Raw genomic sequence first — 23,010 nt, forward strand, 5'->3', positions numbered from 1 at the left:
TTTGCGCGCGACCGCCTTGCTGCACGGCGCAATGATCGCGCGCTTGCAGGCGCTGGCCTTGCTCGTGATGCGCGGCTCAGGCGCTAAGGCCCAAGAGCAGCAACGCAGCAATGCCGAGGCCGACAGCAATCGAACAGCCACCCAGCGATAACGCCGCCCGGCCTTGTCGGTACCACCCGTCATGCCCCAGCGCACGAGCCGGTGCCAACAGACTTCGCCAGCACAGTTCGGTCTCGTGGAAAGCTTGCAGATGCGCAGGGTCGGCATCGAGCCAGCGGCGGAAGTCGATGCGCTCGCAGGCGCTCGCCTGAGGATTCTGCAGGCGCACGTACCAGTGGCCGGCTAGGCGTGCCAAGGCATCGCCACGGGGACGTGCGCATTGCAGCGCCTGGATCATGTGCCGCTCGACGCTGGACAGCGGCAGGCCAAGGCGGGTAGCGATGCAGGGGAAATCGAGCTGGTCCAGACGATTGAGCAGGAAGACTTGCTGCACGCGGCGTGGAAGCCGCTTGAGGCCATGCAGAAGGGCATCGTCAGTGGGCCCTGCGACGGCATGGGGGCTGTGTTCAACGGGCAGCAGCGAACGGCTCATGGACAGCTCCGTGCTCAAGTGGGAAGGGGGCATCTTCCGTGATGCGGATTCAGAGTAAGTGAAACGAGATTGATTCTCAAGTGCTGATTCCGCAAAGTTTTGTAATGAGCGTTCACGCTCTGAAACATTTTTGCTATCATCGCCGCCATTCAACGATCTTCATTAGCCTGAAGAGCCAAAAAAAAGACCCGGCAAAAAGCCGGGTCAAAAACCGTGATTAGCCTGATGAGGAGATAATCTGAGAGCGACCTAAGCTCCAGGTTATCCAGCGGATCTCGCGATCAGCTGAGCGCAATAATAATCGTTATCATTTGAGAGTCAAATGAATTTTCAGTTATCCGGTAAAAAAGTATTACCGGTGCGCTCCTAGTCCCGGCAACCGGGGCCTTTGCCGTGACGCGGCTATCACGTTTCTCCCTTCCTAATCCGTGCTAAAGGCCCGTCTGCACCGAGCGTTTGTGTTCGAGCAGCGCCCTGGCCATGTCCATCATGTGCATCAACGCGAACGTCAACTCCCGCTGGGTGCCTTGCTGGTGCTGGGCCGTTTCCTGTGCCGTGGCCGCTGCGCAGCGTAGCAGTGCGATGGCGTGTTCCTGCGCCTGTTCGCCGGTAACGCCTTCGTGCAAGGTCCAGATCTTGTTCTGGGCAGTGGGGCGCGTTGGGTTGGGGTTCAGGTAATAGTCGAGGGCACGGCGAGCGGCTTCGCTGTCGAGATCTGTTTCGTCTTTTTTCGAGGGTTTCATCCTGATACCTGTGAATGCCAATGGGGAAAAGGTTCAACCCGAGTTTAATACTTGGGGTATTCTCGTGCTTTCTGATAAATAATACTAAATGTTTATTGAGCGCTCGAAGGCAGTCCGTATCGTGCCAGCGATGAATATGGATAAATGGATTGCCCTCGTCCGTGAGCGGATGGAGGAGCTCGATATCTCCCAGGAGCAACTGGCCGAACGCGTTGGCGTCTCCCAAGGTAGCGTGGGTCATTGGCTATGCAAGCGGCGCCAACCCAGGGTCGACTCGATGAACCGTGTGTTCGTCGAACTGGGCATGCCTCACTATCACGTCAGCATGCAGTTGCGGGTGCTGGGGCGGGTGGGCGAAGACCCAGGTAGCTATACCTTGGATGAGGTCGATGACGACCAGGACCTGATGCAGTACATCGTGTGTTTTCGCTACCCGGTGCTGGGCTGGGAGCAGGTCGGCTCAAGCACGGCCGAATCATCCACGGTGTTCGAGCAGACCGACTATCTGGCACAGGGCAATGCGTTCTGGCTGCCGGTCGAAAACGATGCCATGAGTACGAACACGGGCCGCAGCGTGCCTCAAGGCATGCGTGTGCTGGTTGACCCAGGGCTTGAGGCTGTGCCGGGAAAACTGGTGATTGCACGGTTGCCTGGCAAGTCGGCGATTTTGCGGGAGCTGGCCGAGGAGGGCGGGCAACGCTATCTGAAAGCGCTCAACAACAGTTATCCGGCGCTCCTTTGCGAGGAGGGGTGTGAGTTTCTGGGCGTCGTCGTGCAGGCGCACGGGGTTTTCTAGCTGGATCGTGGCCTCATCGCCGGCTTGCCGACGATGAGGCCAGAACAGACAACACACACCGTTGCCCAAGCCCAATCACTCAGCCAGTTCGACCAGCGCCGTTCCTTCGCTGACCATATCCCCTTCCTGACAGAACAGTGCCTTCACCGTCCCGGCGTGTGGGGCGCGAATGCTGTGTTCCATCTTCATCGCCTCCAGCACCACAAGCGCAGCGCCGGCCTCCACCCGTTGCCCCAACTCGACCAGCACCCGCACGATACTGCCGTTCATGGGCGCCGTCAGGCCGCCTTGATGGCCATGGCTGGCCTCGGCTTCGGCGATCGGGTCGAACGCTTCCACGGCGTGCACTTCACCTTCCCAGCGCAGGAACAGCGTGCTGCCTTTGCGCACGGCCAGATGCCGGCGGCGCATGCCATCGTGGTCTTGGCACAACTGCTCGCCATCGAGCTGCCAGGTCGATGCGGCGCTGCGTTCGAGGGCGACGGCCTGAGCTTGCCCGCCGCTCAACAGGTGCAGGCTGCTGCGTGCCGGCAACCCCAGGCGCAGGCCGTTGTGTTCCCGCCAGGGCGAGCCTGCGTCGTCGGCGCGCTCGTGCGGTGCCTGGCCCAGCAGCCAGGCTTCGGCCGCTGCTTCCCAGAAGGTGGCCGGCAGTGCCTGGGGCGCAGGCAGCAAGACGTCTTGATGGCGCGGGATGAACCCAGTATCGAGTTCTGCCTCGGCGAACGCCGGGTGGGCGAGAATTCGGCGCAGGAAGTTGATGTTGGTCTTGAGGCCGCCGATGGCGAACTCGTCGAGCATCGCCAGCAACCGCAGGCGCGCCTGTTCGCGGTCCTGGCCCCAGGCAATCAGCTTGCCCAGCATCGGGTCGTAGAACGGCGACACCACATCGCCCTCGCTGACGCCGCTATCGACCCGGCGCCCTTCGCCCGGCGCCGACTCGCGGTACAGCGTCAGGGTGCCAGTGGCCGGTAGGAATTCATTGGCTGGGTCCTCGGCGTACAGACGTACCTCGATGGCATGGCCCATCAGAGGCACCTCGGCTTGGGTGATCGGCAACGGTTCGCCGCAGGCCACGCGGATCTGCCAGGCCACCAGGTCGAGGCCGGTGATGGCTTCGGTGACCGGGTGCTCCACCTGCAGGCGGGTGTTCATCTCCATGAAGAAGAACTCGCCACGGGCATCGAGCAGGAACTCCACGGTCCCCGCGCCAACGTAGCCGATGGCCTGGGCGGCACGCACTGCAGCTTCACCCATGGCCTGGCGCAGTTCCGGGGAAAGGCCTGGCGCCGGGGCTTCCTCGACGACCTTCTGGTGACGACGCTGGATCGAGCAGTCACGCTCGTTCAGGTACAGGCAGTTGCCGTGCTGGTCGGCGAACACCTGGATTTCCACATGACGTGGCTTGAGCACGTACTTTTCCACGAGCATGCGCGAGTCGCCGAACGACGATTGCGCTTCACGCTGGGCCGAGGCCAGGGCGTCGGCAAGCTGGCTTTCGTCCTCGACCACCTTCATGCCCTTGCCACCGCCGCCCGCACTGGCCTTGAGCAGAACCGGGTAGCCGATGCGTTCGGCGGCGGCGCGGAAGGTTTCCAGGTCCTGGGCCTCGCCATGATAGCCGGGCACCAGGGGTACGCCGGCAGCTTCCATCAGTGCCTTGGCCGCCGACTTGCTGCCCATGGCGTCGATGGCACTGGCCGGTGGACCGAGGAAGATCAGCCCGGCTTGTTCGATGGCCCGGGCAAAGGTGGCGTTTTCGGACAGGAAGCCATAGCCGGGATGGATGGCCTGGGCGCCGCTGGCCTTGGCGGCGGCCAGCAACTTGTCGATCACCAGGTAGCTTTCGGCGGCCTTGGTGCCGCCCAGGTCGACACGGATGTCCGCTTCACGGCTGTGGCGGGCGTCACGATCGGTAGCGCTGTGCACGGCGACGGTGGTCAGTCCCATGGACTTGGCGGTGCGCATTACCCGGCAGGCGATTTCGCCACGGTTGGCGACCAGCAGGGTGGTCAGTGTGGGGCGGCTCATGGGCGCGGCTCCTTCTTGTCGTCGTTTTGCCAGGCGGGGCGGCGTTTTTCCAGGAAGGCGCGCAGGCCTTCCTGGCCTTCTGCGCTGACGCGGATGCGGGCAATGGTGTTTTCGCAATAGCGGCGCAGGGCGGGGCTGAGTTCGCCGTCGTCCACTTCGCGCAGCAGGTCCTTGGTGACACGCAGCGCCTGCGGGCTGTTCTGCAATAGATTGGCTACCCAAGCCTCGACCTGTGCATCCAGCTCGGCGGCGGGATACACCTGCGCAAGCAGGCCCAGTTCGTGCGCGCGCACGCCGCTGAAACGCTCGGCGGTCAGGGCATAGCGGCGTGCGGCGCGTTCGCCGATGGCCTTGACCACGAACGGGCTGATGACCGCTGGCGCCAGGCCGATGCGCACTTCCGAGAGGCACAGCTGAGCGTCTTCGGCGCCGATGGCCATGTCACAGCAACTGATCAGGCCCAGTGCGCCACCAAAGGCCGCGCCTTGCACCACGGCCAAGGTCGGCGCCTTGAGACGGTGCAAGGCGTACATCAGCTCGCCGAGTTCGCGGGCGTCGTCGAGGTTGGTGTTGAAGTCCAGCTGCGCCGATTGCTGCATCCAGGCCAGGTCGGCGCCAGCGCTGAAGTGCCGGCCACGGCCGCGCAGCAGCAAAAAGCGCAGGCTCGCGTCCTCGGCCAACTGGTCGAGGGCGACGATCAGCTCGCGGATCATCAGCGCGTTGAAGGCGTTGTTCTTGTCCTCTCGGCTCAGCCACAAGGTGGCGAAGCCGCGCGGGTCGCGAATCACTTCGAGGGTGCTGAAATCGCTCATGGATCACATCCGGAATATGCCGAAGCGGCTCTGTTCGATCGGGGCGTTCAGCGAGGCGGACAACGCCAGGCCGAGCACGTCGCGGGTCTGCGCCGGGTCGATGACGCCGTCGTCCCACAGCCGGGCGCTGGAGTAGTAGGGGTGGCCCTGGTGCTCGTACTGGTCGAGAATCGGCTGCTTCAGGCGCGCCTCGTCTTCGGCGCTGAAGGGCTGGCCACTGCGTTCGCTCTGCTCGCGCTTGACCTGCGCCAGTACCCCGGCGGCTTGCTCGGCGCCCATCACACCGATGCGCGCGTTGGGCCACATCCACAGGAAGCGCGGGTCGTAGGCCCGGCCGCACATGCCATAGTTGCCGGCGCCGAAACTGCCGCCGATGATCACCGTGAACTTCGGCACCTGGGCACAAGCCACGGCGGTCACCAACTTGGCGCCATGCTTGGCGATGCCGCCCTCTTCGTACTTCTTGCCGACCATGAAACCGGTGATGTTTTGCAGGAACAGCAGCGGAATGCCCCGCTGGCAGGCCAGTTCGATGAAATGCGCACCTTTTTGCGCAGCTTCGGCGAACAGGATGCCGTTGTTGGCCAGGATCGCGACCGGATAGCCGTGCAGGTGGGCGAAACCGCACACCAAGGTGGTACCGAACAGCGCCTTGAACTCATCGAACACCGAGCCGTCGACCAGGCGGGCGATTACCTCGCGGACATCGAACGGTTGCTTGGCGTCGGCCGGCACCACGCCGTACAGCTCCTCGGCGCTATACAGCGGGGCGATGGGCGTTTGGCGCTGCAGTTTGCCCAGCTTGTGCCAGTTGAGGTTGGCGACGCTGCGCCGCGCCAGGGCCAGGGCGTGTTCGTCGTTGTCGGCATAATGGTCGGCCACGCCGCTGGTACGGCAATGCACGTCGGCACCACCCAGGTCCTCGGCGCTCACCACCTCCCCGGTAGCGGCTCTCACCAGAGGCGGGCCGGCGAGGAAGATGGTGGCCTGCTGGCGTACCATGATCGCTTCGTCGGCCATGGCTGGCACGTAGGCGCCACCGGCGGTGCACGAGCCCATCACCACGGCGATCTGCGCAATGCCCAACGCGCTCATGTTCGCCTGGTTGAAGAAGATGCGGCCGAAATGCTCACGGTCGGGGAACACTTCATCCTGGCGCGGCAGGTTGGCGCCGCCCGAGTCCACCAGGTAGATGCACGGCAGACGGTTCTGCAACGCGATGGTCTGGGCGCGCAGGTGCTTTTTCACCGTCAGCGGGTAGTAGGACCCGCCTTTGACCGTGGCGTCGTTGGCCACGATCATGCACTCCACGCCCTCGACACGGCCGATACCGGCGATCAGGCCCGCCGCGGGCACGTCTTCGCCATAGACTTCATGGGCCGCCAGCTGACCGATCTCAAGGAAGGGCGAGCCGGTGTCGAGCAGGCGGTCGATACGCTCGCGTGGCAACAGCTTGCCCCGCGAGGTGTGCCGTTCCTGTGCTTTCGGCCCTCCGCCCTGGCTGACCTGGGCGAGCAGGCTGCGCAGGGCTTGGACCTGTTCTAGCATGGCCGCGCTGTTGCTGGCGAACTCCGCCGAGCGCGGGTTGATCTGGGTATGCAGGATAGCCATGGACGCCCGTTCCTTATGCTCAGCGGGTTTCGTTGAACAGTTCGCGGCCGATCAGCATCCGACGGATTTCGCTGGTGCCGGCACCGATCTCGTACAGCTTGGCGTCGCGCAGCAAGCGGCCGGCCGGGAACTCGTTGATGTAGCCGTTGCCGCCGAGAATCTGAATCGCTTCCAGGGCCATCTGGGTGGCGCGTTCGGCGGTATAGAGGATGACCCCGGCGGCGTCCTTGCGGGTGGTCTCGCCACGGTCGCAGGCCTGGGCCACGGCATACAGGTAGGCGCGGCTGGCATTGAGCTGGGTGTACATGTCGGCGATCTTGCCCTGGATCAGCTGGAATTCGCCGATGCTCTGGCCGAACTGCTTGCGATCGTGAATGTAGGGCACCACCAGGTCCATGCAGCTTTGCATGATGCCGGTGGGGCCGCCGGAGAGCACCACGCGCTCGTAGTCCAGGCCACTCATTAGCACGCGCACACCGCCGTTGAGCTGGCCGAGGATGTTCTCTTGCGGGACTTCGACGCCATCGAAGAACAGCTCGCAGGTGTTGGAGCCGCGCATGCCCAGCTTGTCGAACTTGTTGCTGCGGCTGAAGCCTTTCCAGTCACGCTCGACGATAAACGCGGTGATGCCATGGGGGCCCTTGTCCAGGTCGGTCTTGGCGTAGATCACGTAGGTGTTGGCATCGGGGCCGTTGGTGATCCAGGTCTTGCTGCCGTTCAGCACGTAGTGGTCGCCGCGTTTTTCCGCACGCAGTTTCATCGACACCACGTCGGATCCGGCATTGGGCTCGCTCATGGCCAGGGCGCCGATGTGTTCGCCGCTGATCAGCTTGGGTAGGTACTTGAGCTTCTGCTCGTGGCTGCCATTGCGGTTGATCTGGTTGACGCAGAGGTTGGAATGAGCGCCATAGGAGAGGGCTACCGAGGCCGAGCCACGGCTGATTTCTTCCATGGACACCACGTGCGCCAGGTAACCCAGGCCGGCACCACCGTACTCTTCCGGCACGGTGATGCCCAGCAGGCCCATGTCACCGAACTTGCGCCACATGTCGGCGGGGAACAGGTTGTCGTGGTCGATCTGCGCAGCGCGGGGGGCCAGTTCGGCAGCGACGAACGTGCGGACCTGGTCGCGGAGCATGTCGATGGTCTCGCCCAGGGCGAAGTTCAGGGAGGGGTAATGCATGCTGGGGCACCTTGTTGTTCTTGAAATAGGGGAAACAGCCTGGCTCAAGGATCCGGCGTCCTGCCTGAGGGCCGGTGTCGTTCATCACCTTTACGTTAACGTAAACCTGACCCTCATCGCTGTCAATCCATTCATCACCTTTACGTAAACGTAAATCTGCGCCAGAGTATTCCTGCTTGCTTCAGTCGTGCCCAGAACAACCACAAGAAGGGACACCCATGAGTCAACCAAGCTACACCCGCGGTCGCCAGGACCGACCCTTGCTGACCCAAACCATCGGCCAGGCCTTCGATGCCACTGTGGCCCGGTGCGCCGACGGCGAGGCGCTGGTGGCCCGCCATCAGGGCCTGCGCTACACCTGGCGTCAGTTGGCCGAGCAGGTCGAAATGCACGCTCGTGCCCTGATGGCGCTGGAGGTGAACACCGGCGACCGGGTCGGGATCTGGTCACCCAACTGCGCCCAGTGGTGCATCCTGCAACTGGCCAGCGCCAAGGTCGGTGCCATCCTGGTCAACATCAACCCGGCATACCGGGTGGGCGAGCTGGAATATGTCTTGCGCCAATCCGGCTGCCGTTGGTTGGTATGTGCCGATGCCTTCAAGACCTCCGATTACCATGCCATGGTCCAGGAACTGGTGCCGGAACTGGCCAGCGCCACTGCAGGTGAGCTGGCTTGCGAACGCTTGCCCGACCTGCGTGGCGTGATCAGTCTGGCGGCCACCCCACCGGTGGGCTTTCTACCCTGGCAAGCACTGGCCGAACGGGCAGGGCAGGTCTCGGCGCAGGCCTGCTTGGCTCGCCAGCAAAGCCTGCAATTCGACCAGCCGGTGAACATCCAGTACACCTCCGGTACCACAGGCGCGCCCAAGGGCGCCACGCTCAGTCACTACAATATCCTCAACAACGGCTTCATGGTCGGCGAAAGCCTCGGCCTGACCGAGCGCGACCGCATGGTGATCCCGGTGCCGCTGTACCACTGCTTCGGCATGGTCATGGCCAACCTCGGTTGCATCACCCACGGCAGCACCATGATCTACCCCAACGACGCCTTCGACGCCGAACTCACCCTGCGCGCAGTGGCCCAAGAGCGTGCCAGCATCCTTTATGGCGTGCCGACCATGTTCATCGCCATGCTCGACCACCCCTCGCGTGCACAGATGGACCTTTCGACGCTGCGCAGCGGCATCATGGCCGGTGCCACTTGCCCGATCGAGGTGATGCGACGGGTCATCGACCAGATGCACATGGCCGAAGTACAGATCGCCTACGGCATGACGGAAACCAGCCCGGTGTCGCTGCAGACCGGTCCGGACGACGACCTTGAGCTGCGTGTGACCACCGTCGGCCGTACCCAGCCGCAACTTGAGACCAAACTGGTCGACCAGGAGGGGCGCATCGTCCCGCGCGGCGAGATCGGCGAGCTGTGCACCCGTGGCTACAGCGTGATGCTCGGATACTGGGACAACACCCAGGCCACCGTGGACGCCATCGACCCGGCCGGCTGGATGCACACCGGCGACCTGGCGGTGATGAACGAGGCGGGCTATGTGCGTATCGTCGGGCGCAACAAGGACATGATCATCCGCGGCGGCGAGAACATCTACCCACGCGAACTGGAGGAGTTCTTCTACACCCACCCGGCGGTGGCCGATGCGCAGGTGATCGGCATACCGTGCAACAAGTATGGCGAGGAGGTGGTGGCCTGGATCAAGCTACACCCCGGGCACAGCGCGACCGTCGAAGAGCTGCAGGCCTGGTGCAAGGCCCGCATTGCCCATTTCAAGGTGCCGCGGCATTACCGGTTCGTCGATGAATTTCCGATGACGGTCACCGGCAAGGTGCAGAAGTTCCGGATGCGCGAGATCAGCATGGCAGAGCTGGGTTGACCGTTTCGGCCTGATCGGCGGCAAGCCGGCGATCAGGCTGACAACCCCACCACGATCCTTGGCTATCCTTATGCCTTCACCGGTGGCTCCTGGCTGGGCGGGTCACCCACGGTTGGCGGCACGGTCGGCTTGATCGGCAGCTCGTTGGGGTCTTCTTCCGGTACCGGCGGCGGCAGGCTGGGGTCGTCGATGTTCGGGTCGGGTGTCTCCGGTGGAATGGGAATGTTCATGGCCTGACCTCGCAGGGTGATAGGAGAGGGTGGTGCAGGCTTTGATGCGTGCCAGCGCCAATCGCTCATTTTTTTTGAACCCCCTGCCGGTCGACGGCTCTGAATCCTTAGCGCCAATGCCAACAGGGAGCCAGGACCGATGACGCGCAACGAGCCCTTCGAAAGCGTACCGATGGCGAACGATCACCCCGACCAGGCCATTAGCCTGTCCCAGGCGCTGCTGGCGCCGCGCATCGTGATCGAGGACACCAGCCCGGTGCTCGACGCTGGCACTTTCGCCGCCAAGGCCATCAGCGGCCAGCCGGTCACGGTCAGCAGCAAGGTCTATAGCGATGGCCATGACCGCCTGGCGGTAACCCTGCTGTGGCGACAGGCCCACAGCCGCCGCTGGCACTGTGTGCCGATGCATTCCCCTGGTAACGACCTGTGGCTGGCCGAGTTCACCCCAGTTGAGCTGGGCTTGCACCTATTCAGTATCGAGGCCTGGATCGACCCGTTCGCGACCTACTGCCACGACCTTGAGAAAAAGTACCATGCGGGTGTCGAGGTGTCGCTGGAGCTGGAGGAGGGCAGGCTGATGCTTGGCAAGGGCCTGGAGCGCAGCGATGGGGCCCTGCGCAAGGAAATCCAGACGCTGCTCGACAGCTTGCCGACCCTGCCGGCGGATGACCAGGTGGCGCTGCTGCTCGATGCCAACACTGCGCGCTTGATGAGCGAGGCCGAACATCGCAGCTACCTGACCCGTAGCACCGAATTCCCGCTGGATGTCGATCGTGAGGCGGCGCTGTTCGCCAGTTGGTACGAACTGTTTCCCCGCTCGATCACCGATAGCCCTGACCGCCACGGCACCTTCAACGATGTGCACGCACGTTTGCCGATGATCCGCGACATGGGCTTCGACGTGCTGTACTTTCCGCCCATCCACCCTATCGGAACGCAGTACCGCAAGGGCCGCAACAATGCCCTGCGTGCTGAGCCGGGTGACCCCGGCAGCCCTTACGCCATCGGTAGCCACGAGGGCGGGCACGAGGCCATTCACCCGCAGCTGGGCAGCCGCGACGACTTCCGACGGCTGGTGGCCGCAGCCGCTGAGCATGGCCTGGAAATCGCCCTGGACTTCGCCATCCAGTGCTCCCAGGATCACCCCTGGCTCAAGGAACACCCCGGCTGGTTCAGCTGGCGCCCCGACGGCACGATCCGCTATGCCGAGAACCCACCCAAGAAGTACCAGGACATCGTCAATGTCGACTTCTATGCGCCCGAGGCGGTGCCATCGCTGTGGCTGGCATTGCGCGACGTGGTGGTCGGTTGGGTCGAGGAGGGGGTGAAGACGTTTCGCGTGGACAATCCGCACACCAAGCCCCTGCCATTCTGGCAATGGCTGATCGCCAATGTGCGCAGCCAGCACCCGGAGGTGATCTTCCTCGCCGAGGCCTTCACCCGACCGGCGATGATGGCGCGCCTGGGCAAGGTCGGTTATGCCCAAAGCTATACCTACTTCACCTGGCGTAACACCAAGCAAGAACTGCGCGAGTACTTCGAACAGCTCAACCAGCCGCCCTGGAGCCAATGCTATCGCCCCAACTTCTTCGTCAATACGCCCGACATCAACCCGTTCTTCCTGCACAGCTCCGGGCGCGCCGGTTTCCTCATTCGTGCCGCGCTGGCCACCATGGGTTCGGGGTTGTGGGGGATGTATTCGGGCTTCGAACTGTGCGAAAGCACGCCACTGCCGGGCAAGGAAGAGTACATGGACTCGGAGAAGTACGAGATCCGTCCGCGGGACTTCACCCAGCCCGGCAACATCATCGCCGAAATCGCCCAGCTCAATCGCATTCGCCGCCAGAACCGTGCCTTGCAGACCCACCTGGGCGTGGCGTTCTTCAATTGCTGGAACGACAACATCCTGTATTTCGCCAAACGCACCCCAGAGCGCGACAACTTCATCCTGGTGGCGGTGAGCCTCGATCCCCATAACGCCCAGGAGGCGAGCTTCGAACTGCCGCTGTGGGAACTGGGCCTGGACGACAACGCCGACACCCTCGGTGAAGACCTGATGACCGGTCATCGCTGGACCTGGCATGGCAAGACCCAGTGGATGCGCATAGAGCCCTGGCATTCGCCGTTCGGCATCTGGCGCATCGAAAAGGCCCATTGACGGTCGCACGCTGTTCCCTGTGGGAGCGGGCTCACCCGCGAACTCGGGCCAATCCGGTGCTATGGAGCCCGTTGCACACTGCGCCGGGATCTACGGCTCACAGGAGATCGCGCAAGTTCAAGAAAGCTTTGAAAGGAGTCACACATGGCCAAGCGTTCCCGCCCTGCTGCCTTCATCGACGACCCACTGTGGTACAAGGACGCAGTGATCTACCAGTTGCACGTCAAGTCGTTCTTCGACGCCAACAACGATGGCATCGGCGATTTTCCCGGCCTGATCAACAAGCTCGACTACATTGCCGAGCTGGGCGTCAACACCCTCTGGCTGCTGCCATTCTACCCGTCCCCCCGGCGCGACGACGGTTACGACATCGCCGAGTACAAGGCCGTGCATCCCGATTACGGCAGCATGGCCGATGCCAAACGCTTCATTGCCGAGGCGCACAAGCGTGGGTTGCGGGTGATTACCGAGTTGGTCATCAACCACACCTCCGACCAGCACCCCTGGTTCCAGCGAGCCCGCCATGCCAAGCGCGGCAGCAAGGCGCGGGACTTCTACGTGTGGTCCGATGACGACCAGAAGTACGACGGCACGCGGATCATCTTCCTTGACACCGAAAAGTCCAACTGGACCTGGGATCCGGTGGCCGGCCAGTATTTCTGGCACCGCTTCTACTCCCATCAGCCCGACCTCAACTTCGATAACCCGCAGGTGCTCAAGGCGGTGATCGGCGTCATGCGTTTCTGGTTGGACATGGGCGTCGATGGCCTACGTCTGGATGCCATTCCGTACCTGATCGAGCGCGATGGCACCAACAACGAGAACCTCCCCGAAACCCACCAGGTACTCAAGGCGATCCGCGCCGAGATCGACGCCAACTACCCTGATCGCATGCTGCTGGCCGAGGCCAACCAATGGCCGGAGGACACCCACCCGTACTTCGGCGAAGGCGATGGTGACGAATGCCACATGGCATTCCACTTCCCGTTGATGCCACGCATGTACATGGCCCTGGCGATGGAGGACCGTTTTCCGATCACCGATATCCTGCGTCAGACACCGGAGATTCCGGCCAACTGCCAATGGGCGATTTTCCTGCGCAACCACGATGAACTGACCCTGGAGATGGTCACCGACCGCGAGCGCGACTACCTGTGGAACTACTATGCCGAGGACCGCCGCGCACGCATCAACCTCGGCATCCGTCGGCGCCTGGCGCCGCTGTTGCAGCGCGACCGTCGGCGTATCGAACTGCTCACCAGCCTGCTGCTGTCGATGCCCGGCACACCCACCTTGTATTACGGCGACGAGCTAGGCATGGGCGATAACATCTACCTGGGCGATCGCGACGGCGTGCGCACCCCCATGCAATGGTCACCGGACCGCAATGGCGGTTTCTCCAAGGCCGACCCGCAACGCCTGGTGCTACCGCCGATCATGGACCCGCTGTACGGCTACCAGACCGTCAACGCCGAGGCCCAGTCCCACGACCCGCACTCGCTGCTCAATTGGAATCGCCGCCTGCTGGCCGTCCGCAAACAACAGAAGGCCTTTGGTCGTGGCACCTTCAAGATGCTCACGCCGAGTAACCGGCGGATCCTGGCCTACCTTCGCGAATACACCGACGCGAACGGCAACACTGAAGTGATCCTGTGCGTGGCCAACGTGTCGCGGGCTGCGCAGGCGGCCGAACTGGAGTTGTCGCCGTACGCCGACATGGTGCCGGTGGAGATGCTCGGCGGCAGCGCATTCCCGCCGATCGGCCAGTTGCCGTTCTTGCTCACCTTGCCCCCCTATGCGTTCTACTGGTTCTTGCTGACCTCCCACGACCGCATGCCCAGCTGGCACATCCAGCCCTCCGAAGGCCTGCCGGAGCTCACTACGCTGGTGTTGCGCAAGCGCATGGAGGAGTTGCTCGACGCGCCCTGCCGCGACACCCTGGAAACCGCGATTCTGCCGCAGTACCTGCCCAAACGCCGCTGGTACGCCGGCAAGGAAGGGCCACTGGACCAAGTGCAACTGAGCTATGGCGTGCGCTTGGCCACGGCCACCACGCCGGTGCTGCTGAGCGAGATCGAAGTTCGCAGCGAAGATACTGTCACGCGTTACCAACTGCCGTTCGGCCTGTTGCCTGAAGAACAGATCACCACCGCGTTGCCCCAGCAACTGGCGCTGTCCCGCGTACGCCGGGGCCGTCAGGTGGGACTGATCACCGATGCCTTCGTGCTCGAACCCTTCATCCGCGCCGTGCTGCGCAACTGTGAGGCAGGCACGAGGCTGCCCTGCACGGCGGGCGAGCTACGTTTCGAACGTACCGACTTGCTTGCGGCAGCCGGGCTGTCTGAGGAAAGCCAGGTACGCTACCTGGGCGCCGAGCAATCCAACAGCTCGGTGGTGGTCGCTGACCGCGTGGTGCTCAAACTGATTCGTCGGGTCAATGCAGGCGTGCACCCGGAACTGGAAATGAGCGCCTACCTCACGGCTGCCGGGTTCACCAACATCTCCCCGTTGCTGGCCTGGGTCAGCCGGGTGGACGAGCAGGGCACACCGCACCTGTTGATGATCGCCCAAGGCTACCTGAGCAACCAGGGCGATGCCTGGGCCTGGACCCAGAACACCCTCGAACGGGCCATCCGCGACCAGATGGAGCCTTCGAGCAACACCCCCGATGCCCACGCCGACGCTCTGGCCGAACTAAACGGTTTCGCGGCCTTGCTCGGCCAGCGGCTGGGCGAGATGCACCTGCTGCTGGCCAGGCCCAGCGACGATCCTGCCTTCACGCCACGGCCCAGCGATGCCCGTGACAGCAAGCGTTGGAGCGAGCAGATCACAGCCGAACTTGCCCGTGCCCTCGACCTGCTGGCGCAACACCGCGACAGCCTCGATGCCGACAGCCAGGCGCTGGTCGATGACCTGCAGCAGCAACGCGACGGTCTCGCCCAGCACATCGACAACCTCGCGCGCCAGGCCCAGGGCGGCTTGCTGATGCGCGTACACGGCGACCTGCACCTGGGTCAGGTGCTGGTGGTACAGGGCGATGCCTACTTGATTGATTTCGAAGGAGAACCCGCCCGTCCTTTGGACGAGCGGCGCGCCAAGCACAGTCCCTACAAGGATGTAACCGGCGTGTTGCGATCCTTCGACTATGCTGCTGCCATGATCCTGCGCAGCGCCTCGGCGGTAGACCTCTCCGACGCGGCGCGCCAGGCTCGTCAGCGGGTTGCACGGCAGTACCTGCACCAGTCGCGCCACGCCTTCGTCGAAGCCTATGGCCTGGCCACCGCCGCAATGCCCCACGCCTGGCAACAGGCTGAGGGCGAGCGCGCCGCCTTGGAGCTCTTCTGCCTGGAAAAAGCCGCCTACGAGATCACATACGAAGCCGAAAACCGTCCAAGCTGGCTGGCCGTGCCTTTGCATGGCTTGCATGGACTGATCAGTACCTGGGGAGAGTCATAGATGAATGCAACCACGCGTGAAAACGGCGGACTTCGGCAACGGGACCTGGATGCCCTGGCCCGCGCCGAGCACGCCGATCCCTTTGCAGTGCTCGGCCCCCATGGCGATGGAACGGGGGGCTCGTTCGTCCGCGCCTTCCTGCCCAATGCGTTGAATGCACGCGTGCTGGCCCGCCATGATGGGCAAGTGCTCGCCGATATGGTGCAGGGTAGCTTGCCTGGGTTGTTCACCGCGCACTTGGATGAGGCACAACCCTATTTGCTGCAAATTGGTTGGGCAGGCGGCGAGCAGGTGACCGAGGATCCCTACAGTTTCGGTCCGCAACTGGGCGACATGGACTTGTACCTGTTTGCCGAGGGCAACCACCGGGATCTGTCCGGCCGCTTCGGTGCCCAGCCGACGCAGGTCGATGGTGTCGCTGGCGTCTGCTTCTCGGTGTGGGCGCCGAACGCCCGTCGTGTGTCGGTCGTGGGCGACTTCAACAACTGGGACGGTCGCCGCCATCCCATGCGCCTGCGCCACAGTACGGGTGTCTGGGAATTGTTCGTGCCCCGCATCGGTGTCGGCGAGACATACAAGTTCGAGGTATTGGGCAAGGAAGGGGTGCTGCCACTGAAGGCCGACCCACTGGCCCGCGCCACCGAACTGCCGCCCAGTACCGCCTCCAAGGTCGCTGATGCGCTCAGTCACCCATGGCAGGATCACGACTGGATGGCACACCGTGCCCAGCGTCACGCCTACAGTGCGCCGCTGTCGATCTACGAGCTGCACGCAGGCTCCTGGCGCTGCGAGTTGGACGATGCCGGTGAAATCGCGCGCTATTACAACTGGCGCGAACTGGCCGAGCGGCTGGTGCCCTATGTACAGGAACTTGGCTTCACCCATATCGAGCTGATGCCGATCATGGAGCACCCGTTCGGTGGCTCATGGGGCTACCAGCCGCTTTCGCTGTTCGCGCCCACCTCGCGTTACGGCAGCGCCGAAGATTTCGCGGCATTCGTCGATGCCTGCCACCAGGGTGGCATTGGCGTGATACTCGACTGGGTGCCTGCGCATTTCCCCACCGATGAACACGGCCTGGCCCGCTTCGACGGCACGGCACTTTACGAGTACGACAATCCCCTGGAAGGCTTCCACCAGGACTGGAACACCCTTATCTACAACCTTGGTCGCAACGAAGTACGCGGCTTCATGATGGCCTCGGCGCTGCACTGGCTCAAACACTTCCACATCGACGGCCTGCGGGTCGATGCGGTGGCTTCGATGCTGTACCGCGACTACTCGCGCAAGTCGGGTGAGTGGGTGCCCAACCGCCATGGTGGGCGCGAGAACCTCGAAGCCATCGACTTCATCCGCCACCTCAACGGCGTTGCCGCCCATGAAGCGCCCGGTGCGCTGATCATCGCCGAGGAATCCACTGCCTGGCCCGGCGTCAGCCAGCCGATCCAGCAAGGCGGCCTGGGCTTTGCTTACAAGTGGAACATGGGCTGGATGCACGACACGCTGCATTACATCCAGAACGACCCGATCCACCGCACGTACCACCACAACGAGATGAGTTTCGGGCTGATCTATGCCTATTCCGAGCATTTCATCCTGCCGATTTCCCACGATGAAGTGGTGCATGGCAAGCATTCGCTGATCGACAAGATGCCCGGCGATCGCTGGCAGAAATTCGCCAACCTGCGCGCCTACCTCACCTTCATATGGACCCACCCCGGCAAGAAGTTGCTGTTCATGGGCTGCGAGTTCGGCCAATGGCGCGAATGGAATCACGACGACGAGTTGGACTGGTACCTGCTGCAGTACCCCGAGCACCAGGGTGTGCAGCGCCTGGTGAGTGACCTTAACCGGCTGTACCGCAACCTGCCGCAATTGCATGAGCAGGACTGCCAGCCGCAGGGCTTCCAGTGGTTGATCGGCGATGATGCGCACAACAGCGTGTATGCCTGGCTGCGCTGGAGCAGCCAAGGTGATCCGCTGCTGGTAGTGGCTAACTTCACCCCGGTGCCGCGTGAGGGCTACAGGATTGGTGTGCCGTTCGGTGAACGCTGGCAAGAGCTGCTCAACAGCGATGCCGAGCTGTATGCCGGGTCGAATGTGGGTAACCTGGGCGCAGTGGACTGTGAGGCGGTGGCCAGTCATGGGCAACCGGTGTCGCTGTCGCTGAATTTGCCGCCGTTGGGGGTGTTGGTGATGAGGCCCGCGTAAGGGGAGCGCTGGGGCGTTGGCCGCTCATCGGCTGGTATGCCTACTGCGGTGACCGGACGTAGGCTCCGTTTCGCTGTGGTAGGCTTCAGCTGTTGGCATCGATGCCCCCCCTTATGACAGGAGTTCGTACCATGAAAGACATCATCCGCCTCGGCGATTCCACTACCCACGGCGGCAAAGTGCTTGGCTCGTTCGGCAACACCAACGTCAACGGCAAACCCATCGCCGGCGTCGGGCACATGGTCAGTTGCCCGCTGTGCAAGGGGGTGTTCCCCATCGTCGAAGGCAGTGCTACCTACAGCGTCGATGGCATCCCTGTCGCGCTCGACGGACACAAGACCGCCTGCGGCGCGGCGCTCATTGCCAGCGGGCCGAAGAGCGTAGTCGCAAGCTGATCTTTCGGTGTGACTTTACGGTCCGCTCCTGACCTCTAACCTCAGCCCAGTTCGCAAGGCCCCTCGGCTACTCGCTTGGGGGCCGGCTGGCGCTGTGCGTCAAATGTTCGAACGCCCCCTGTCCGATGGTGGCTAATTGACGCCAAAAAAAGTTGGCTTTAGCCGGAAGAGCTGGTAGCTTGCGCGCCACGGTGCACTGGGATGTGCGAAAGTGACTTCAAGGAGCGATACATGACACCGGATCATTCCGTCGTTGGCAGTACTGAGTTGGAGCGGCCACTGGGTCGCCTGGATGGCCGTCTTCCGGGCCATGGCGCGGCGGTGTCGTCGCCTGTGCTTAAGGCCGCGCCACTGCAAGCCAACGCCATCGATGTTCTCGCTGTTGCTACCTCTGCGCACTACCTTCCCGAGCACTCCATCCAGCCCCCCTTGGCGAGCATTCTTGTCTTGCGCTCAAACGTTTGCGTCTTTCCCACGCCATTGCCCGGTCGTAGTCATTAAATTTAATAATTTAATGGATGGATCAACGGGGGTTGTTACGAGTTAATTCAGTATCGGATATTTCCGTAAGACGAATCTGAATTTCCCATGCGGCTATTTTAGGAAGTGGTTAGGGTTTGTATAGTCTTTCGAGTTGATCTGCTGAACTGGAGTAGGGTGGTGAAGTTTCCAAGGCTTTTCGCGGCTTTCGAGACCGTTTGAGTCCTTGGCTTTGGTGCCCGTTTTCCTGGCTGCTCACTAGGGTGTGAGCTTCGATAGTTTGAACTTCGTGTCCACTGAACAAGTGGTTTCGCCAAGTATTGTGCGCGCGAAAGTTCACAATGTGAGATATGGATGTCCTACTCCTCGAAACTGACTGCGCGTTTTGCAGCGCTCGCCAGTAATGCCATCGCGCCGGGATCTTTCGTCGGCGAAGATGTGCGTTTTTCTTCCGAGTTCGAAGCCTTGGAAGCTGAACTTGGCAAGGCTCAGTCAATACATGCCAGCGGCCAGGTCGACTGGCTGAAGATTCTCGAAGGCGGTGAAACGCTGCTGCGAGAGCAGTCCAAGGATCTGCGCGTCGGTGCCTGGTTGACCTGGGCGCTGTACCAGCGCGAGTCCTACGCGGGGCTGCTGGCAGGGCTGGGCATGCTGCGCCAGTTGTGCGAGCAGCACTGGGAGACGGTTCATCCGCAAAAGGCCCGTACGCGCTCGGCGGCGATCGGCTGGCTGGTTCCGCGCCTGGAGCAGGCGTTGGACAGCGATATCGCGATCAAGGAGCAACTGCCACTGTTCCAGCAGATGGTCGAGCACCTCGCTGGGCTCGAGGCGTTTCTCTCGCAGCAACTGGACACCGATGCACCGATGCTGCTGCCGCTTTGCCGTTCGCTCAAGAACCAGGTGCAACGTTCGGCCAGCAACGAGCCGCCAGCGGGGAGTGTCGGGGCGATCGTCAACCAGGTCAAGCAGGCGGCCACGCAGCTGTTCACTCCTGGCGAACCGGTGGAGAGTGAAAAGGATGCCGGCAAGGCCCTGCGTGCCCAGCAGGAGCAGGGGCGCCAGCTGTGCGTGTGGTGGCAGCGACAGAAAGCCACCGACCTGCGCGCGCTGCGCCTTAACCGCACACTGCTGTGGTTGCCCATCGAAGCCGTTCCCGAACGCAACGCCGAGAATGTCACCGCGCTACGGGGGGTGCCGGCCGACAAGCTCAAGAGCTACCGCGACCGCTTCGAGCAAGGCGCCTATGCCGACCTGCTGGTCGAACTGGAGAACAGCGTGGCCAAGGCGCCGTTCTGGTTCGACGGACAGCGCATGGTCTGGGAGTGCTGCCAGGCCCTGAACGTCGAGGCCGGCATGCGTGAAGTGGAAATGAACTTCGCCTCGCTGCTGCAGCGCCTGCCCATGCTGATCGAGCTCAAGTTTCACGATGGCACACCGTTCGCCGACCCCGAGACCCGCGCCTGGATTGCCTCCCAGGTCTCGCCCCACCTGCAGGCAGTCGTCGCTCAGCCAGTGGTCGAATCCAGCGAGCGCCAGGCGCCCTGGGAAGAGGCCCTGGAAGCGGCGATCCCGGTACTGCGCAAGGATGGCCTGAAGAAGGCGGTGCAGCAGCTCAAGCAGCAGATGCAAGGGGGCCACGGCGGGCGAGAGCGTTTCTTCTGGCAACTCAGCCAAGCCCGGCTGTGCTTCACGGCAAAAAAGTACGAGCTGGCCAAGACCCAACTGGAAGCCCTCGATCTGCAGCTGTGCCAATCCGGCCTGGATGCCTGGGAGCCAGACCTGTCGCTGCAGGTGCTGCATCTGTTGCACACCTGCTGTGAATTGTTGCCGCAGAACCATGTGGTTCGCGAGCGCAAGGACGAGATCTATCGCCGTCTGTGCCACCTCGATCTCGAAGTCGTACTCGAATAGGCCCAAGGGCCATAACCCTCAAGGAGAAAACCAATGGCCAAAGAAGGCTCGGTAGCCCCCAAGGAACGTATCAACGTCACCTTCAAACCCGCCACTGGCGGCGCTCAGGAAGAGATCGAACTGCCGCTGAAACTGCTGGCGATCGGTGACTACACGCTGCGTGCCGATGATCGCAAGATCGAAGACCGCAAACCGATCAGCATCGACAAGATGAACTTCGACGAAGTGCTGGCCAAGCAGGAACTGAGCATGACCCTGGCCGTGCCCAATCGCCTGCAGGAAGGCGCCGAAAGCGACGAGCTTGCCGTCAGCCTGCGCATCAATTCGATGAAGGACTTCAACCCGGCCAGCCTGGTCGAGCAGGTGCCTGAGTTGAAGAAGCTGATGGAGCTGCGTGAGGCCCTGGTCGCGCTGAAAGGCCCGCTGGGTAACGCTCCAGCGTTCCGCAAGGCCATCGAAGGCGTGCTGGCCGATGATGCCTCGCGTGAGCGCGTGCTCGGTGAGCTGGGCATCAATGCAACGCCGGACGCCTGAACCCACTAGTCAAGGAAGCTATTTGTCATGAGCACCGCCGCACAACAACAGAGCGCCGAGAACAGCGAATTCAGCATTCTCGACAGCATCATCGCCGAAACCCGTCTGACCCCCGACGACGAAGCCTACGACATCGCCAAGCGCGGTGTGTCGGCCTTCATCGAAGAGTTGCTCAAGCCGCAGAACGACGGCGAGCCGGTCAAGAAGGCGCTGGTCGACCGCATGATCGCCGAGATCGATGCCAAGCTCAGCCGTCAGATGGACGAGATCCTCCACCATGCCGATTTCCAGGCCATGGAGTCGGCGTGGCGTGGCCTGCAGTTGCTGGTCGACCGCACCAACTTCCGCGAAAACATCAAGATCGAAATCCTCAACGTTTCCAAGCAAGACCTGCTGGACGACTTCGAGGACTCGCCCGAAGTGATGCAGGCCGGCCTGTACAAGCACATCTACACCGCTGAGTACGGCCAGTTCGGTGGCCAGCCGGTTGGCGCGGTCATCGCCAACTACTTCCTGTCGCCGAGCTCGCCGGACGTCAAGCTGATGCAGTACGTGTCCAGCGTAGCGTGCATGTCCCACGCGCCGTTCATCGCCGCGGCCGGCCCGAAGTTCTTCGGCCTGGAAAGCTTCACCGGCCTGCCGGACCTCAAAGACCTGAAAGACCACTTCGAAGGCCCGCAATTCGCCAAGTGGCAGAGCTTCCGCCAGTCGGAGGACTCGCGCTACATCGGCCTGACCGTGCCGCGCTTCCTGCTGCGCAACCCGTACGACCCGGAGGAGAACCCGGTCAAGTCGTTCGTCTACCGCGAAACCGTCGCCAACAGCCACGAACACTACCTGTGGGGCAACACTGCCTTCGCCTTCGGCACCAAGCTGACCGACAGCTTTGCCAAGTTCCGCTGGTGCCCGAACATCATCGGTCCGCAGAGCGGAGGCGCGGTGGAAGACCTGCCGTTGCACCACTTCGAAAGCATGGGCGAGATCGAAACCAAGATCCCGACCGAAGTGCTGGTTTCCGACCGCCGCGAGTACGAACTGGCCGAAGAGGGCTTCATCGCCCTGACCATGCGCAAAGGTAGCGACAACGCAGCGTTCTTCTCGGCCAACTCGGTACAGAAACCGAAGTTCTTCGGCATCAGCGCCGAAGGCAAGACGGCCGAACTGAACTACAAGCTCGGCACCCAGCTGCCGTACATGATGATCGTCAACCGACTGGCCCACTACATCAAGGTCCTGCAGCGCGAGCAACTGGGCTCCTGGAAGGAGCGCACCGACCTGGAGCTGGAGCTGAACAAGTGGATCCGCCAGTACGTGGCCGACCAGGAGAACCCCAGCGCCGAAGTCCGTGGCCGCCGTCCGCTGCGTGCGGCACAGGTCATCGTCAGCGACGTGGAAGGTGAGCCGGGCTGGTACCGCGTGAGCCTGAACGTGCGTCCGCACTTCAAGTACATGGGGGCCGATTTCACCCTGTCGCTGGTCGGCAAGCTGGACAAGGAGTAACACGCCGATGACGAGCGGATACGGAAGCCTGTTCGAACGTTTGAGCGGCGAAGCCGGCAAGCGTGCCAACTGGCGGCGTGAAGATGCTGCCATGGCGTCCGTCGCCGCTCATCTGGCGAAGATGCTCAGCACCCGGGCCGGCAGCGTGCAGACGCTTGCCGACTACGGGTTGCCCGATCTCAACGACATGCGCCTGAGCCTGCACGACGCGCTCAGTCAGGCCCGCCAGGCCATCGAGCATTTCATCGAGGCCTACGAGCCGCGCTTGTCGGATGTCAGGGTGATTTCAAGACCGCGTGATCACGATCAGCTCAAGCTCGCTTTCAGTATCGAAGGCCAGCTTGAGGTGAACGGTATCAAGCGCCAGGTCAGTTTTGCCGCGCGCCTGGATGGCAGCGGGCAAGTCAGCGTAGGTCAGGGAGACTGGTGATGTTGCCTTGCACATGACTGGGCTCTCCCTGTGACTTTTTGACCACCACCGGCT

17 protein-coding genes are annotated in these 23,010 nt (G+C 62.7%); 10 read left to right on the plus strand and 7 right to left on the minus strand.

Annotated elements, in window-relative coordinates; all coding sequences use genetic code 11:
* Positions 1-76: 76 nt before the first annotated feature.
* Together VXM67_RS11265 and VXM67_RS11270 are read right to left on the minus strand one after the other, a co-directional pair.
* Entirely contained in the window at positions 77-592 is a 516-nt protein-coding gene (locus tag VXM67_RS11265) for a DUF4880 domain-containing protein (RefSeq protein ID WP_023379980.1), read from the minus strand.
* A 431-nt stretch (positions 593-1,023) separates the two neighbouring features.
* Positions 1,024-1,335, minus strand: a complete 312-nt coding sequence (locus VXM67_RS11270; protein ID WP_023379981.1) for a hypothetical protein — start codon at positions 1,333-1,335, stop codon at positions 1,024-1,026.
* A gap of 88 nt (positions 1,336-1,423) precedes the next feature.
* Between VXM67_RS11270 and VXM67_RS11275 the strand changes: the two genes are divergently transcribed.
* Entirely contained in the window at positions 1,424-2,131 is a 708-nt protein-coding gene (locus VXM67_RS11275; RefSeq protein WP_041925469.1) for a LexA family transcriptional regulator, read from the plus strand.
* Between the two features lie 75 nt (positions 2,132-2,206).
* Here VXM67_RS11275 and VXM67_RS11280 read toward each other — a convergent pair whose 3' ends face one another.
* From VXM67_RS11280 to VXM67_RS11295, 4 genes are read right to left on the minus strand one after another with little or no spacing between them, the layout of a single operon-like run.
* Complete coding sequence (locus VXM67_RS11280) at positions 2,207-4,159, minus strand: acetyl/propionyl/methylcrotonyl-CoA carboxylase subunit alpha (RefSeq protein WP_023379983.1); 1,953 nt, start codon at positions 4,157-4,159, stop codon at positions 2,207-2,209.
* Positions 4,156-4,971 (minus strand): gamma-carboxygeranoyl-CoA hydratase, encoded by an 816-nt coding sequence (locus VXM67_RS11285; protein WP_023379984.1) that lies wholly within the window; start codon positions 4,969-4,971, stop codon positions 4,156-4,158. Before VXM67_RS11285 ends, VXM67_RS11280 begins: the two co-directional genes overlap by 4 nt.
* Positions 4,972-4,974: 3 nt before the next feature.
* On the minus strand, positions 4,975-6,582 hold the full coding sequence (locus VXM67_RS11290; RefSeq protein ID WP_023379985.1) for a carboxyl transferase domain-containing protein: 1,608 nt from the start codon (positions 6,580-6,582) through the stop codon (positions 4,975-4,977).
* A gap of 19 nt (positions 6,583-6,601) precedes the next feature.
* Positions 6,602-7,765: an isovaleryl-CoA dehydrogenase gene (locus VXM67_RS11295; RefSeq protein ID WP_023379986.1), complete on the minus strand. Its 1,164-nt coding sequence runs from the start codon at positions 7,763-7,765 to the stop codon at positions 6,602-6,604.
* A gap of 218 nt (positions 7,766-7,983) precedes the next feature.
* On the opposite strand from VXM67_RS11295, the gene VXM67_RS11300 reads away from it, so the two are divergent.
* Positions 7,984-9,651: an AMP-binding protein gene (locus tag VXM67_RS11300; protein ID WP_367237677.1), complete on the plus strand. Its 1,668-nt coding sequence runs from the start codon at positions 7,984-7,986 to the stop codon at positions 9,649-9,651.
* A 68-nt stretch (positions 9,652-9,719) separates the two neighbouring features.
* Here the strand turns inward: VXM67_RS11300 and VXM67_RS11305 are convergent, their stop codons facing one another.
* Entirely contained in the window at positions 9,720-9,881 is a 162-nt protein-coding gene (locus VXM67_RS11305) for a hypothetical protein (protein ID WP_023379988.1), read from the minus strand.
* A 139-nt stretch (positions 9,882-10,020) separates the two neighbouring features.
* On the opposite strand from VXM67_RS11305, the gene VXM67_RS11310 reads away from it, so the two are divergent.
* The 8 genes from VXM67_RS11310 to tssE all read left to right on the plus strand — a co-directional run bounded on the left by VXM67_RS11310 (position 10,021) and on the right by tssE (position 22,956).
* Positions 10,021-12,039, plus strand: coding sequence for an alpha-1,4-glucan--maltose-1-phosphate maltosyltransferase (locus VXM67_RS11310; protein WP_104881930.1), 2,019 nt, complete (start codon positions 10,021-10,023; stop codon positions 12,037-12,039).
* A gap of 144 nt (positions 12,040-12,183) precedes the next feature.
* A complete protein-coding gene (gene treS / locus VXM67_RS11315; RefSeq protein ID WP_186598355.1) occupies positions 12,184-15,495 on the plus strand; it encodes a maltose alpha-D-glucosyltransferase in 3,312 nt (1,103 codons plus the stop codon).
* The gene (gene glgB, locus VXM67_RS11320) at positions 15,496-17,706 is read left to right on the plus strand and encodes a 1,4-alpha-glucan branching protein GlgB (RefSeq protein ID WP_367237678.1); all 2,211 of its coding nucleotides are present in this window, start codon (positions 15,496-15,498) and stop codon (positions 17,704-17,706) included.
* 131 nt (positions 17,707-17,837) lie between these two features.
* A complete protein-coding gene (locus tag VXM67_RS11325) occupies positions 17,838-18,101 on the plus strand; it encodes a PAAR domain-containing protein (RefSeq protein ID WP_023379992.1) in 264 nt (87 codons plus the stop codon).
* An 834-nt stretch (positions 18,102-18,935) separates the two neighbouring features.
* A complete protein-coding gene (gene tssA / locus VXM67_RS11330; protein WP_367237679.1) occupies positions 18,936-20,492 on the plus strand; it encodes a type VI secretion system protein TssA in 1,557 nt (518 codons plus the stop codon).
* 33 nt (positions 20,493-20,525) lie between these two features.
* Positions 20,526-21,026 (plus strand): type VI secretion system contractile sheath small subunit, encoded by a 501-nt coding sequence (gene tssB / locus VXM67_RS11335; RefSeq protein ID WP_023379994.1) that lies wholly within the window; start codon positions 20,526-20,528, stop codon positions 21,024-21,026.
* Between the two features lie 27 nt (positions 21,027-21,053).
* Entirely contained in the window at positions 21,054-22,526 is a 1,473-nt protein-coding gene (gene tssC, locus VXM67_RS11340) for a type VI secretion system contractile sheath large subunit (RefSeq protein ID WP_023379995.1), read from the plus strand.
* Positions 22,527-22,533: 7 nt separating this feature from the next.
* Positions 22,534-22,956 (plus strand): type VI secretion system baseplate subunit TssE, encoded by a 423-nt coding sequence (gene tssE / locus VXM67_RS11345; RefSeq protein ID WP_023379996.1) that lies wholly within the window; start codon positions 22,534-22,536, stop codon positions 22,954-22,956.
* Positions 22,957-23,010: the final 54 nt, after the last annotated feature.

This window comes from Pseudomonas sp. Rh2 (assembly GCF_040762985.1).
In the GTDB taxonomy this organism is placed as follows: domain Bacteria; phylum Pseudomonadota; class Gammaproteobacteria; order Pseudomonadales; family Pseudomonadaceae; genus Aquipseudomonas; species Aquipseudomonas taiwanensis.